The organism is Photorhabdus akhurstii (genome assembly GCF_018448925.1).
Taxonomy (GTDB): Bacteria; Pseudomonadota; Gammaproteobacteria; order Enterobacterales; family Enterobacteriaceae; genus Photorhabdus; species Photorhabdus akhurstii.
On sequence record NZ_RCWE01000006.1, the window covers coordinates 129,965 to 143,986 of the forward strand.

The 14,022-nt window shown below is 42.6% G+C and carries 11 protein-coding genes and 2 pseudogenes; 8 read left to right on the plus strand and 5 right to left on the minus strand.

The window, feature by feature from the left end; translation table 11 throughout:
- The first annotated feature begins 150 nt into the window (after positions 1 to 150).
- The 3 genes from coaBC (at position 151) to slmA (ending at position 2,521) form a co-directional block, all read left to right on the plus strand.
- Complete coding sequence (gene coaBC / locus EAE93_RS09880) at positions 151 to 1,368, plus strand: bifunctional phosphopantothenoylcysteine decarboxylase/phosphopantothenate--cysteine ligase CoaBC (protein ID WP_214039592.1); 1,218 nt, start codon at positions 151 to 153, stop codon at positions 1,366 to 1,368.
- The gene (gene dut, locus EAE93_RS09885; protein ID WP_036811181.1) at positions 1,346 to 1,804 is read left to right on the plus strand and encodes a dUTP diphosphatase; all 459 of its coding nucleotides are present in this window, start codon (positions 1,346 to 1,348) and stop codon (positions 1,802 to 1,804) included. The genes coaBC and dut overlap by 23 nt, the downstream gene beginning before the upstream one ends.
- Before the next feature lie 117 nt (positions 1,805 to 1,921).
- Complete coding sequence (slmA, locus tag EAE93_RS09890; RefSeq protein WP_036778585.1) at positions 1,922 to 2,521, plus strand: nucleoid occlusion factor SlmA; 600 nt, start codon at positions 1,922 to 1,924, stop codon at positions 2,519 to 2,521.
- A 59-nt stretch (positions 2,522 to 2,580) separates the two neighbouring features.
- Here slmA and pyrE read toward each other — a convergent pair whose 3' ends face one another.
- Positions 2,581 to 3,222 (minus strand): orotate phosphoribosyltransferase, encoded by a 642-nt coding sequence (gene pyrE / locus EAE93_RS09895; RefSeq protein ID WP_105397455.1) that lies wholly within the window; start codon positions 3,220 to 3,222, stop codon positions 2,581 to 2,583.
- Positions 3,223 to 3,307: 85 nt separating this feature from the next.
- Positions 3,308 to 4,021, minus strand: a complete 714-nt coding sequence (gene rph, locus EAE93_RS09900; protein WP_036811175.1) for a ribonuclease PH — start codon at positions 4,019 to 4,021, stop codon at positions 3,308 to 3,310.
- Between the two features lie 125 nt (positions 4,022 to 4,146).
- On the opposite strand from rph, the gene EAE93_RS09905 reads away from it, so the two are divergent.
- The 4 genes and pseudogenes from EAE93_RS09905 to EAE93_RS09920 all read left to right on the plus strand — a co-directional run bounded on the left by EAE93_RS09905 (position 4,147) and on the right by EAE93_RS09920 (position 9,048).
- Positions 4,147 to 5,010, plus strand: a complete 864-nt coding sequence (locus EAE93_RS09905; RefSeq protein WP_040149809.1) for a YicC/YloC family endoribonuclease — start codon at positions 4,147 to 4,149, stop codon at positions 5,008 to 5,010.
- Between the two features lie 174 nt (positions 5,011 to 5,184).
- Positions 5,185 to 6,418, plus strand: a pseudogene (locus EAE93_RS09910) (tyrosine-type recombinase/integrase).
- A gap of 97 nt (positions 6,419 to 6,515) precedes the next feature.
- A pseudogene (locus EAE93_RS09915) lies at positions 6,516 to 7,484 on the plus strand (IS30 family transposase).
- 121 nt (positions 7,485 to 7,605) lie between these two features.
- Complete coding sequence (locus EAE93_RS09920) at positions 7,606 to 9,048, plus strand: toll/interleukin-1 receptor domain-containing protein (RefSeq protein ID WP_040149810.1); 1,443 nt, start codon at positions 7,606 to 7,608, stop codon at positions 9,046 to 9,048.
- Positions 9,049 to 9,299: 251 nt separating this feature from the next.
- Here EAE93_RS09920 and fic read toward each other — a convergent pair whose 3' ends face one another.
- Together fic and EAE93_RS09935 are read right to left on the minus strand one after the other, a co-directional pair.
- Complete coding sequence (gene fic, locus EAE93_RS09930) at positions 9,300 to 10,412, minus strand: protein adenylyltransferase Fic (RefSeq protein ID WP_036811166.1); 1,113 nt, start codon at positions 10,410 to 10,412, stop codon at positions 9,300 to 9,302.
- Positions 10,413 to 10,630: 218 nt separating this feature from the next.
- The gene (locus tag EAE93_RS09935; protein ID WP_214039593.1) at positions 10,631 to 12,046 is read right to left on the minus strand and encodes an MFS transporter; all 1,416 of its coding nucleotides are present in this window, start codon (positions 12,044 to 12,046) and stop codon (positions 10,631 to 10,633) included.
- 94 nt (positions 12,047 to 12,140) lie between these two features.
- Between EAE93_RS09935 and EAE93_RS09940 the strand changes: the two genes are divergently transcribed.
- Positions 12,141 to 12,806, plus strand: a complete 666-nt coding sequence (locus EAE93_RS09940) for a helix-turn-helix transcriptional regulator (RefSeq protein WP_214039594.1) — start codon at positions 12,141 to 12,143, stop codon at positions 12,804 to 12,806.
- Here the strand turns inward: EAE93_RS09940 and EAE93_RS09945 are convergent.
- Positions 12,803 to 14,020 carry an MFS transporter gene (locus EAE93_RS09945; protein ID WP_036811157.1) on the minus strand — a complete coding sequence of 406 codons (1,218 nt, stop codon included), beginning with the start codon at positions 14,018 to 14,020 and terminating at the stop codon, positions 12,803 to 12,805. The two genes, EAE93_RS09940 and EAE93_RS09945, sit on opposite strands and share 4 nt — an antisense overlap.
- Positions 14,021 to 14,022: the final 2 nt, after the last annotated feature.

Below are 14,022 nucleotides of genomic sequence, written 5' to 3' on the forward strand. Positions count from 1 at the left end.
GCCTTAAACATCAGGGCGAATATCATATTTAGGAGCTGCGTAGCCGCTCGCAAATTTATCCTTTTTTACAATCAAAGTTCAGACTCTGCTCAACTCTGTAATCTCTTGTGATAAAATCTTGTCCCCTTGCAACTTAATATTCGGACACTCATGATGGCAGGACTTTCCGGCAAACAGATTGTGCTCGGTATCAGCGGAGGGATAGCCGCTTACAAAACTCCCGAGCTGGTACGTCGCCTGCGTGATCGCGGCGCACAAGTACGTGTAGTGATGACACCAGCAGCAAAAGCGTTTATTACACCAATGACGTTGCAGGCAGTTTCTGGTTATCCTGTTTCTAATGACTTGTTAGATCCGGCAGCAGAAGCGGCTATGGGGCATATTGAACTTGGCAAATGGGCCGATCTAATTATTCTCGCCCCTGCTACTGCTGATTTACTGGCGCGCCTGGTAGTCGGTATGGCGAATGATCTCATAACCACTGTCTGCCTAGCCTCCTCAGCCCCAATTGCCGCAGTGCCCGCAATGAATCAACAGATGTTTCGAGCTCAGGCAACACAATATAATCTCAAGCTTCTTGAAGAACGGGGGGTTCTTCTGTGGGGACCGGATAACGGCAGCCAAGCTTGTGGTGATGTTGGTCCCGGCAGAATGTTAAACCCTACAGCGATTGTTGAACTCGCTGAACAACATTTTCAATCCAGCCAAGACTTAGCTCACCTAAAGCTTGCTATTACCGCTGGACCAACCCGGGAAGCATTGGACCCCGTTCGCTTTATCAGCAATCACAGCTCCGGCAAAATGGGGTTTGCTATCGCTCAGGCTGCGGCAACACGTGGTGCAGAAGTCACCCTTATCACAGGCCCCGTTAATTTACCGACACCACCAGGAGTCAAACGAATCGACGTTACCAGCGCACTGGAAATGAATGAACAAGTACAGGCAGTAGCAGATTCACAGCATATCTTCATTGGTTGTGCTGCGGTTGCAGACTATCGCGCTAAACAGATTGCCGCAGAAAAAATTAAAAAACAGAGTGATGAGATCACTTTTACCCTGATCAAAAACCCGGATATTGTTGCCAATGTAGCCGCAATGCAAGAAAACCGCCCTTTTGTGGTTGGATTTGCGGCTGAAACCCAGAATGTGGAAGAATACGCACGAAAAAAACTGAACCAAAAACATTTGGATCTGATTTGTGCAAATGATGTATCCCTTATCGGCCACGGCTTTAACAGTGATACTAATGCATTACATTTGTTCTGGCATGAGGGAGAAATCCGCTTACCTCATAGTAATAAGTTATTACTTAGCCACCATTTATTAGACGAGATAGTCAGACGCTATGATGAAAAAAATCGACGTTAAAATTCTTGACCCACGTATCGGGAAAGAATTTCCTTTGCCAACTTACGCAACACCCGGCTCCGCAGGTTTAGATTTGCGGGCTTGCCTGGATAATGCGGTAGAATTGGCTCCAGGCCAAACAGAACTGCTTCCAACCGGGCTTGCTATTCATATTGGCGATGAACAATTGGCAGCCGTTATTCTGCCCCGCTCCGGCCTTGGACATAAGCATGGCGTCGTTCTGGGTAATCTGGTGGGTTTGATCGATTCTGATTACCAAGGTCAACTAATGGTCTCCGTCTGGAATCGTGGTGATAAAACTTTCACCATCCAGCCAGGCGAACGTATCGCTCAAATGGTTTTTGTACCCGTCGTCCAGGCTGAATTCAATCTGGTAGAAGATTTTGAAGCCAGCGAAAGAGGCAGTGGTGGTTTTGGTCATTCCGGTCGCCAATAAGTCCCCGTAAAACCTAATACCATTTAACCTATTATCATATTCTTTGCTCAACATGCCGTTGAGCGGAGAATTACTGATCTATTTGTTTTGCTGTTCTTAACAAAGGTCTTGTCAGACATGGCAGAAAACGAAAATACAAAGAAAAGAAACAGGCGCGAGGAAATCTTACAGGCGCTGGCGCATATGTTGCAATCCAGTGATGGTAGTCATCGAATCACTACCGCCAAACTGGCCGCCAACGTAGGCGTTTCCGAAGCTGCCCTATACCGGCATTTTCCTAGTAAAACCCGGATGTTTGACAGTTTGATCGAGTTCATTGAAGACTCATTAATTTCACGGATTAACCTGATTCTGCAAGACGAAAAAGATACCACGACTCGTATTCGCCTGATATTAATCCTGATTCTAGGTTTTTCAGAAAAAAATCCCGGTTTGACCCGCATCATGACCGGTCATGCTCTAATGTTTGAACAAAATCGGCTGCAAGGGCGCATAAATCAGTTATTTGAACGAATTGAAGTACAGATCCGTCAAGTTTTAAAAGAGAAAAAATTACGTGATGGGCAAGGTTTCAGTTATGATGAGTCGCTATTAGCTTCTCAGTTACTCGCGTTTTGTGAAGGGATGCTATCACGTTTTGTACGCTCTGAGTTCCACTATCGTCCAACGCAGGAATTTGAAGCGCGCTGGCCATTATTATTGGCTCAGTTACAATAAGTTGTTCTACTACTCACCCCGCCCGTTATTGGGCGAGGGCTTTTTTTAAAGCTTATCTATCAGATACCGTACTGCGCACGATAGGCTTTTACTGCATCCAGATGATCTTTCATCTCTGGCTGACCACTCAAATAATTAATCAAATCATTTAAGGTAATGATAGAAAACACTTTGCAACCATAATCTCTTTCCACTTCCTGAATTGCCGAGATTTCACCATTCCCACGCTCCTGACGATCAAGACAAATCATCACGCCGGCAAGTGTCGCATTATGCTGCTTGATAATCTCCATAGATTCACGGATAGCTGTGCCTGCGGTAATAACATCATCAACCAGAACAACATTGCCTTTAAGTGAGCTACCAACCAAAGTACCGCCTTCGCCATGATCTTTAGCTTCCTTACGGTTAAAACAATATGGCATATCAATATCATGATGCTCTGCCAGTGCAACTGCCGTTGTCGTTGCAATTGGAATACCCTTGTAAGCGGGTCCGAATAACAAATCGCACTGAATACCGCTATCCAACAATGCTGCTGCATAAAAACGCCCGATTAACGCCAAATCACGCCCAGTATTAAACAGCCCGGCATTAAAAAAATACGGGCTTTTACGTCCTGATTTCAGGGTAAATTCCCCAAATTTCAGTACCTGTTTTTTTAGCGCAAGCTCGATAAATTCGCGCTGATAGGCTTTCATTGGTGCCTCTCCTCTCTTTTAGTCAAAGTTATCGCCATACAACAGGCACAAAAAAGGCGACTACTCCGTCGCCTTTATCAACTTATTATTTTAATGCATTTCTCTGAGCTGCAAAAATATCCTCTAATCCTCCCTTGGCAAGGGCCAATAAGGATAACAACTCATCATGACTAAATGGCTCGCCTTCCGCAGTGCCTTGCACTTCAATCATCCGACCATCTTCCATCATCACGACATTCATATCAGTTTCAGCGGCGGAATCTTCCACATATTCCAGATCACAACGGCCTTCGCCATCCACAATGCCAACAGAGACTGCGGCAACCATTGATTTCAGAGGACTCTCTTTCAGCTTGCCTGCTTCAACCATTTTATTCAACGCATCAGCTAACGCGACACAAGCACCCGTAATAGAAGCTGTACGAGTACCGCCATCAGCCTGAATAACATCACAATCTAGCGTAATGGTGTGTTCGCCCAGTTTTTTCAGATCAACCGCGGCGCGCAACGAACGGGCAATTAAACGTTGGATTTCCATCGTACGTCCGCCCTGTTTGCCTTTAGCCGCTTCACGAGCATTTCGGGTATGAGTAGAACGCGGTAACATGCCATATTCAGCGGTAACCCAACCTTGCCCCTGACCTTTCAAGAAACGCGGAACCCCTTCTTCAACGGACGCATTACATAACACTTTCGTCTCGCCAAACTCTACTAGAACCGAGCCTTCAGCGTGCTTAGTATAATGACGGGTTATAGTGATAGGACGCACTTGTTCTGCCGCTCTTCCTGTTGGGCGCATAGTGTTATCTCCGTTGTTAGATCATTATTGGGGGCGCATTATACGGCCTAACCGGGCTAATGCCTATCCTGCATCTACAACGAGCGTTATAATCTCTTAATCTTTTGTTTAAATGGGAACGAATCATGATCCGTAGTATGACGGCTTTTGCACGGCGAGATATCAAAAGTGAATGGGGAAATGCGGCCTGGGAACTACGCTCCGTTAATCAGCGTTATTTAGAAACTTATATTCGCCTACCAGAACAATTCAGAAGTTTGGAGCCAGTGATCCGTGAACGTATTCGTTCCCGTCTGACTCGTGGAAAAGTTGAGTGCAACCTGCGTTTTGAACTAGATTCACGCGCTCAAGGCGAACTTATTCTGAATGAAACCTTAGCAAAGCAACTAGTCAATGCAGCGAACTGGGTCAAACAGCAGAGCAACGAAGGTGAAATCAACCCTGTTGATATTCTACGTTGGCCTGGCGTTATGGCAGCAGAAGAGCAAGACCTGGATGCTATCAGCACTCAATTATTGCAAGAACTGGATACAGCACTGGATGCCTTTATTCAAAGCCGTGAAGCCGAAGGCAATGCACTCAAGATGATGATTGAACAACGTTTGGACGCAGTAACCGAAGAAGTCAGTAAAGTTCGCCAACAAATGCCTGAAATCATGCAATGGCAACGGGAACGCCTGCAAACCAAACTGGAAGAAGCACAGGTACAGCTTGAAAATAACCGCCTTGAGCAAGAGTTGGTTTTATTGGCCCAACGTCTTGATGTGGCAGAAGAGTTAGATCGCCTCGATGCCCACGTCAAAGAAACCCGTAATATCCTGAAGAAAAAAGAAGCCGTCGGCCGCCGTCTGGATTTTATGATGCAGGAATTCAACCGCGAATCTAATACGCTTGCCTCTAAATCCATCAATGCCGATATCACTAACTCCGCTATTGAATTGAAGGTATTAATTGAGCAGATGAGGGAGCAGATTCAGAATATTGAATAGCGTTGCATAACTTCTCACAACATCTTACCATCACCACTAAGTCCGCGTAATTGCGGACTCTTTTAATACCACAAAGTCTCATACAATATCACTACAGAGCATGTTTACTGTTACATAATGAGTTTTATGTACACATGGATTATGTACACAGCAAAGATATTATTGGGGTGAAGTATGGCGAAATTAACGGATATACAGAGCAAAGCATGGATAAAATCAGGGGAACGATTTGATAGCCGTTCTGATGGCAATAGCTTGTATTTATGCTTTCCCAAGAACTATACCATCCCATTCTGGTGTTTTCGCTGTCGGTTTGTTGGTAAACAGCGAGCAATGGTAATTGGCACCTATGCTGAACTTTCACTCGCTAAAACGCACGAAACTGCTAAAGCACTTTCAGCCCGAGTTGCATTAAGTTATGACGTGGCGGGCAAAAAGCAGGAGCACAAAACTGAAGCCATCAAAAAAATAGAAGAAGAAAAGAATGCGTTAAAGGTATCCAAGCTGGCACAAGAGTACTTTTAGAGTCAGATATTAGGTAACTGGAAACATCCCGATATCCTACGCCGCCGAATAGAAAAAGATATCAACCCCAACATTCGACATCTTAAAGTTGAGGACATTCGTCCTCCATCATGTTGACGAAATACTCCAGAAGATTATTGCTCGTAATGCCCCTACAGTTGCCAACGATGTCCTTCGTTGGACACAACGCATTTTCAACTACGGCATCAAACGCCATATGCTAGAAACCAATCCAACAACTGCTTTTGAGATTGCGGACGCAGGCAGTAAAGAAAAATCCCGTGAGCACTGGTTGACCATTCAGGCCATGCATATTACTAAAGGGTTTTCCCGTCAAAACGAGCTGACAATGAAGCTACTGCTTGCACTCTGCTGTAGGAAAATGGAGTTGCGCGGCGCTCTGTGGGCTGAATTTGATTTAGATACTGCCATTTTTTACCCGCTGAACGGGTAAAAAATGGCGATGCTATTGATATTCCCTTGCCAGCCGTAACCGTTGAATGACTTTTAGAACTACGCCAAATGTCCCTCAATAGCCAGTGGGTTTTACCAGCGCGTAAGATGCAACACAAGATGATCCCCCATATTCAGGAAAGCACTCTCCCCGAACACTATCCAAAGTGCGCGGTAATCGCCCTGACGTACCAAACTTTACTATCCATGATTTCCGCCGCACAGGACGCTCACATTTGGCCGCATTAGGAGTTGACCGTGGTCGCTGAACGTTGCTTAAGCCACCGTATCAAAGGTGTTGAAGGTATCTATAACCGTTATGAATACTTCAAGGAACGTAAAGCAGCCCTGGAACAATGGGTGGCGCTGTTGGTATCGCTGGAGCGTGGTGAAGTATAATGTGATGCCGATAAAGCAAGCTATCATGTAAATAATACATGGCGGATTCGACTACTAATAAGTGCAATTTTTCAGAAGGGCGGTCAGTTGCTATAGTAGGCATCTTTCCCACCACAGGAAAATGCACAATGACCTATATACAACTGACCGAAACAGAAAGATACCAGATTTCCAGTTTAAAAAAAGCAGGTTTTTCACAGCGTTTCATTGCTGAGTCACTTAATCGAAGCCCGTCGACCATCAGCAGAGAATTGAAGAGAAATCAAGAAGTTCAAACCTATTGCCCTGAACAGGCTCATTTGAAGGGATTAGCTCGTCGTCATTTTGCTAAAAAAGCCGTAAAAATAACGCCGGAAGTCAAAAAATGGATAAAACGGTTAATTTGGCAAGATTTAAGTCCTGAACAGGTGGTTGATTATTTGAAGCGGCATAAAGGGATATTTTTGCATCATGAGACGATTTATAGGCTGATTTATCAAGATAAAATAGAGGGGGGTGACTTATGGCAACATCTGCGAATTGCCAGAAAACCCTATCGTAAACGCTATGGTCGCTATGAAAAAAGAGGCAAAATTAAAAATCGAGTCAGTATTGATGAGCGCCCGGAATTCGTTGATAAAAAAGAACGTATTGGCGACTGGGAAGGTGATACGATAATGGGGAAAGATAAAAAAAGTGTCTTATTAACCCTGGTTGACCGCAAAACGTTGTATACCATAATTGTTAAACTTGATAGCAAGCGGGCATGAGAAGTCGCAAAAGCGGTAGTGAAAGTATTATACCCGTTAAAACAAAGGGTTAAGACCATCACATTCGATAACGGTTTGGAATTCGCAGAGCATGAAATCATGAGTAAAAAATTAGAAACCCAAATTTATTTTGCTCACCCTTACTCGCCTTGGGAAAGAGGGATAAATGAGAATATCAATGGACTCATCAGACAATACTTTCCAAAGGGAACGGATTTTAATGAAGTCTCTGATCAGGAAATAAATTTTGTGGTAAACCGATTAAATAATCGCCCCCGAAAAACACGGGGAGGGAAAACACCGAATGAATTATTTAAAGGAATACGAACATGTTTACTTCCGGATTAACGATGTTGCACTTATTATGTGAATCCAAGTCATTAATTTATAAGATAGTAGATTCCACATAGCTAAACTGAAACAAACGTAATACTATATACCTATTGTCTATCAATGAGGTATAACTTCAATGAGTGCACCGAAACTATTTATTTCATATAGTTGGTCGAGTATTGATCACGAACAATGGGTCATGGATCTCGCTACAGAACTACGGGAATCTGGGGTTGATGTCATTTTAGATAAATGGGATCTAAAAGAAGGTCATGACACCATTTCATTCATGGAGCAAATGGTAACAAATCCTGAAGTCAATAAAGTTGCCATTATATCGGATAAGTTTTATGCAGAGAAAGCGAACGGACGTTCAGGTGGCGTAGGTACTGAAACACAAATTATTTCTAAAGAGGTATATGAGAAACAAAAGCAAGAAAAATTTGTTGCCGTCTTACCACCAGAAAAAGATTGCAATGGAAAGCCATATCTACCAGTCTACTATAGTTCAAGAATGTATATCGATTTAAGTAAACCAGATCGATATGTTGAAAATTTCGAAAAGTTACTTCGATGGGTATTTGATAAACCGCTATATGTAAAACCTGAACTAGGCAAGAAACCCAATTTTCTTTCTGATGAGCCTCAAATTAGTTTAGGAACTACGGCATTATATAAACGATGTATCGATGCAATAAGAAATGATAGATCTTACGCGTATGGTGCATTTGATGAATATTGCTCATATTTTTCCTCTAACTTAGAACGCTTTAGAATATCCGATTATGAAGGTGACTACGACGGACATCTAATTAACAACATCGAATCATTTAAACCTTATCGCAATGAAATTATTCAGTTGTTTATATGTATAGCTCAGTATTCTGCTACAGAACAGTTTTCGTTAAGAATACATCGATTTTTTGAAAGCCTAATTTATTACAAAAAAAGGCCAGAAAATATGAATCAATGTACAAAGTACGATTTTGATAATTTCAAATTTATCATTCATGAACTTTTTATCTATTGTCTTGCAATATTTATAAAATATGAAAAATTCTCTGTTGCCAATGTTTTATTGGAACAACAATATTTTATTGCAGAAAATGGATTCTCTGAAAAAAATAAGTTATCAACTTTTAGTGTTTTCAGGGAGCATCTGGATTCTCTTAGACATAGGAATCAACGGTTAGGATTACGTAGATTATCTATACGGGCTGACATTTTAAAGGAACGATGCTCTGGTATTGGCATTGAATTCAGACAGTTAATGCAAGCTGATTTTATTGCATTTATTAGAGATGATCTTCAATCTGAAAGCATATACGATAGAAATTGGTATCCTGAATTATTATTGTATCTTGGACATTTCGAAAGCGCATTCGAAGTGTTTTCTAGATCTGTATCGAAAAAATATTTTAATAGAGCAAAAATACTACTTGGTATCGATAGAAAAGAAGATCTTCAAATATTATTAAAAAAATATGACAATAGTGAATTTAAAGTGCCTAGTTGGGACTGTCAGAGTTTTACGCCCAGAAAACTACTAAATTATGAACTATTAGCTACTAAGCCTTGATTGTTATCAAAACTGGAGTATTTGAATTTCAACTGCCTCAGTTTTATTTTTCCATGGTACTAAGTAGTAAAAACATTATGAATATGTGCATCTTTTGGATGCAGTTCAGAAAAGATGATCCTGTTCCGAGCAATATTCTTTTACTTCCTGATTTCTTTTCAACTCCCAGCTAACGGTTGATGGGCTTTAATTGAGTGATTGAGCAATGAAACGTTATTAAAAATTGTACTTATTAGTCTAATCCTCCTCTATTAGCCATTTACATAATGCGTAAAACCATTGTTGTCTTGCGTCATCAAACGCATCAACTTTGGATGGATAAACAGTTTCTCTTTACCAACAACTTTCTCTTGTAATACCCCGATGTCGACCAACTGTTTTAAATAGACGGAAGCAGTTTGACGTTTAGCAATATCACATTCAACCAAATTGGTAATACGGCAATAAGGTTGTTCAAATATCACCTGCACCAGCTCATGGCTGTAAATCTTAGGTAGGCTTTGTTTGATATACTCGCTGGTATGTTCAATCAGTTCTCTTACCGCAGCAATTTTATCCGTAGTCCATTTAGCGGTTTGCTCTACTGCGGTTAACATATAGATGACCCACTCTTCCCATTTACCAGCGGCAGTGACTTGAGTGAGCAACCGATAATAATCACTCTTATGTTGTACGATGTAACGACTTAAATAGAGAATTGGCAGCGTCAAAAGCTGTTGTTCAATAAGATAGAGAATATTAATGATACGGCCAGTACGTCCATTACCATCAGTAAACGGATGAATAGCTTCAAACTGGTAGTGAGCAATGGCCATTTTGATTAATGGATCGATTCCATCTTCTGCATGAAGAAATTGTTCCCAATTGCTGAGTAAATCACGTATCTGAGATTCCCCTTCTGGCGGTGTATAAATAATTTCACCCGTTGCCTGATTACTAAGCGTTGTACCGGGAACTTTGCGAATATTCATATCAACAGCTTTTAGTCGGCTACAAACTTCAATAGCTGTATTGGTGCATAATGGCCGCCGAGTTAATTGTATAAACCCTTCATAAAGTGCGGTGCGGTAGCGTAGTGCTTCTTTCGTTGCAGGATCAGCCAGACTGTCTTCTTGTGCATATTGGAACAGTTTGTCTGAAGTAGTAACAATATTTTCGATTTCTGAGCTGTCTTTTGCTTCCAGCAATGGCAACAAGTTAATGAGTAACCCCTGATTAGGCAACAATTCACCAGCTTGCTTAAGCGCAGCCAGTGCAGCTCTGGCAGGTATACAGGCTTTTAGTACCGCAATGGACTCCATCACCTTTATGGCTGGCGGCAATAAGGGAATAGCATTAAAAGGCGCATCGGGCTGCCATGTCATGTTTATATTTCCTATTTTTTTCGACACGTTGCGAGTATATGTTGACGGCATCGACACGTGAAGATCTCATGTCGATAAAATCGAAAAATTTCGACACGTTTTGGCGATATGTCGATCATGTCGACATATGGAAATCGTGCGTCGAAAAGGCAAAAAATATCGACGTGTTATCAACAAGCGTCGATATCATAATCCATCCCTCACACCATAAAACAGAACTACTCAGCCACCAACCTAATCTTCGCCGCTCTCCACGCGGTAAACAGCGCCAGCAAGGGTGCAATAGCAAATAGCAGGAATAACCAGTATGCAGCGGAAGCTGTCCCCATTACACCGCCCGGTTCATTAAATCCTGAAAGGTTCACCACCATTCCCGCCAACGCAGCTCCAAAAGCAGTAGCGAATAGCTGCACAGTTGTAATTGAAGCGCCAGCAATATCTTTATCTCTATCTGACGAGACCTGCAATATGCGAGTGAGCAAATGGGGCCAGCCAAAACCGATACCAAATCCCACCAAAGTCAGTGCAATCACAATGGGTGTCATCACTTGCCAATGTCCAACTGAGGGCTGTGATAATATCAATGACAATATCAGCATACCGATTAATACCAATATCGGCCCAATGATAATTGCCCGGCGAATACCCGCTCCACGCCAACCGGCGCTGATTATCTCCGCAATTGTCCAACCGGCTGCCATTGCCGCAGCCATATAACCAGAAATTAGCGGTGACTGACCATGCAATATTTGCAGGAAATACGGAACAAACACTTCGCTAGTCATGCCGACCACCAATAATGAAATTGTGGCAAATAACACAGCATGAGGTGATCCCCAATGCAATGCGCCATGAGGCAATAGGCGTATGACAGAACGCCGTTCATGACAAATTAGCAATATTATTAATACTAATGCCAGCATAATGCCTGCAAAATTCAGCTTCACACTTTCGGATACACTACCAGCAGAAACCATCAATACAGCTCCTGCCAATAAAACTAGCTGTACCAACGGTAACGCTGTTTTATTCCGCTCCTGAAGTTTACCTTTTGGCAAAGTTAAACAAGTGAAAACCGCATACAGCAACATTATTGGCAGCATGATGCCAAAAGCATAACGCCAGGCATGCATCTCAGCAAAAACACCACCTACAGCAGGGCCAACTAACGTCGCAACTCCCCACATACCGGATATCAGAGCCATCGCCCGCGGCCAAAGCGCCTGTTCAAATACCAGATTGATCATGGCATAGGAGAGTGCAAACAGCAGTCCACCGCCAAAGCCTTGAACAGTTCGCCCAATAAGCATCACCGCCATTGTTGGGGCAAGTGCACATAACAAGCTGCCAAAGAAGAACAGCAACGCAGCAACCAGATAGGCATTACGTGCCCCCTGTGCATTAAGCAGACATGCAGATAATACTGAACCAATAATAGAAGCAACGACGAACAAAGTCGTATTCCAAGCATAAAGGTTCAAGCCCCCAATATCCTGTACAACCGAAGGTAAGATAGTGGTGGCAATTAAGATATTAATCGCATGTAACGCAACGCCTAGCGATAAAACCAAGGCGCTGGCCGCATTTTTACCGGAGAACAAATCGCTCCAGCGGCTTTCATCATTTGTTATCACAGTCATTATCCTGCATTAGCATTGAGTTAATATGAGTCTTACGTTAAATTAAACAAGAATTATCTTGGAATAAATTAAGGTGAGGAAAGGGATTATGTCAAGAAAAAGCTTTGAAAATAGCACAAATATAACCCAATCAGTAGGTGAAAGGTTACTGATGTTATTGAAAACCCGTGGTCCTCAACAAGCTTCCGACGCCGGAAAAATACTAGGCACAACCGGGGAAGCTGCCCGGCAACAATTTGTGAAGTTAGCTAAGGAAGGGCTAGTGGAAGCTATTGCAGAAGCACGAGGCGTTGGTCGTCCAATACAACTTTGGCACCTGACAGCCGCAGGTCATAATCATTTCCCAGATGCACATGCTGAATTGACGGTACAATTACTCGACACTATTCGCAAACAGTTAGGTGAGAAAGCAGTAGATCTATTAATTGATACCCGCGAGCAGGAAACCCGTATCAATTATCAGCAAGCAATGAATGGCGCAGCCAGTCTACAAGAGCGAGTCGAACGGCTGGTTGCCATACGATGCCGTGAAGGTTACATGGCTCAGTGGTCATCTACCGAAGATGGCGCCATTTTGCTGGTAGAAAATCATTGCCCAATTTGTGCTGCCGCCACCGCTTGCCAAGGCTTTTGCCGCGCTGAACTCAACGTATTTCGGGATATACTCCAGGCTCAGGTAGAACGCGTGGAGTATATGCTCACCAATTCACGGCGCTGCGCTTATCGCATAACTGGCAACATTAAGCCTGATTAAATTGCTCTGCTACTTTCTCGGCTGTCTTCTCCGTTAAACATAAAAAACAGTGCGCCAGTCAGTAATATCAACCCGCCAGATATCATTAAAAGAGATTGAATACTAATATAGTCAGCAATTGGACCAAACAGCACCATACCCAATGGCAGAGAGCAGGACAGAGCAATTTGAACTAAACTAAATACCCTACCCATCATTTCAGGTTCTATTCTTTCCTGAAAAACCGCTGTTATCGGTGCGTTAAAACAAGGTGTTACCACACCTAAAAAGACATTGAGTACGAGATAAAGTGGGAACCAATAGGCATTACCAAGAGCGACCATAAATATACCAAAAAATGCGCAAGCTACCGCCGTTATACGCATTTTATTTTTATATTCACTCCAGAAAGAGATCAGCAATCCCCCCAAAACCGCGCCAGCACTAAATGTCATTTCATTAACGGCTAAACGCCACGGCTCTTCTCCAAATGTCCGATTAACTAATAAAGGCGTCAAAAATGCAGCCGGACTAATCAGAAAGCAGACACAAATCAGAAAAATCAAAAGATTTCTGATCAATTTATTCTCTTGCAGATAACGGAAGCCCGCTAAAATCGCCTGAAATTTATTATCCGGTATGGAATCAGAAGCAATTTTAGGAATAGGAATAAACGCAACAATACTGATGCCGATAATGGCAGTCGTTACGTCCACCAAAAAAATATTTTCAATTGAAGTTTGAGAATATAAAAAGCCGCCAATAGCAGGAGATGCCAACATCATCAGTGAAGTCAGAGACGTATTAATACCATTGACCCGCAATAATTTCTCTTTCGGCACAAGTTGCGGAATAATAGCACTAACAGCCGGCATCTGGATGCCCGTCCCGAATGAGCGGACAATCAACGCGACAAATAACAACTCAATGCTCTTAAATCCGAGCATAAAAGAGATAGCTAAACCAAGAGTGACTAATGCAATTGCTGCATCAGAGGCAATACTGAGCAACTTACGGCTATAAGTATCCGCCCAGACACCAGCAAATAAGGAGATCAATACCTGAGGAAGAAATGCACAGAGTACCGAAATAGCCAACATTTCTCCCGATGACGTATTTAAGGTGATATACCAGACGATAGAGAACTGGACAATGGAAGACCCCAGTAGAGAAATGGTTTGAGCTGATAAAAATAAAGCCGTTTTACTTTTCCAACCTGGAAGTAATGCACTCATTT

Excerpts from the sequence above, each read along its gene's own strand:
- coaBC (WP_214039592.1), top strand. The coding sequence starts at position 151 with ATGATGGCAGGACTTTCCGGCAAACAGATTGTGCTCGGTATCAGCGGA.
- dut (WP_036811181.1), top strand. The coding sequence starts at position 1,346 with ATGATGAAAAAAATCGACGTTAAAATTCTTGACCCACGTATCGGGAAA.
- slmA (WP_036778585.1), top strand. The coding sequence starts at position 1,922 with ATGGCAGAAAACGAAAATACAAAGAAAAGAAACAGGCGCGAGGAAATC.
- pyrE (WP_105397455.1), bottom strand. The coding sequence starts at position 3,222 with ATGAAAGCCTATCAGCGCGAATTTATCGAGCTTGCGCTAAAAAAACAG.
- rph (WP_036811175.1), bottom strand. The coding sequence starts at position 4,021 with ATGCGCCCAACAGGAAGAGCGGCAGAACAAGTGCGTCCTATCACTATA.
- EAE93_RS09905 (WP_040149809.1), top strand. The coding sequence starts at position 4,147 with ATGATCCGTAGTATGACGGCTTTTGCACGGCGAGATATCAAAAGTGAA.
- EAE93_RS09920 (WP_040149810.1), top strand. The coding sequence starts at position 7,606 with ATGAGTGCACCGAAACTATTTATTTCATATAGTTGGTCGAGTATTGAT.
- fic (WP_036811166.1), bottom strand. The coding sequence starts at position 10,412 with ATGACATGGCAGCCCGATGCGCCTTTTAATGCTATTCCCTTATTGCCG.
- EAE93_RS09940 (WP_214039594.1), top strand. The coding sequence starts at position 12,141 with ATGTCAAGAAAAAGCTTTGAAAATAGCACAAATATAACCCAATCAGTA.
- EAE93_RS09945 (WP_036811157.1), bottom strand. The coding sequence starts at position 14,020 with ATGAGTGCATTACTTCCAGGTTGGAAAAGTAAAACGGCTTTATTTTTA.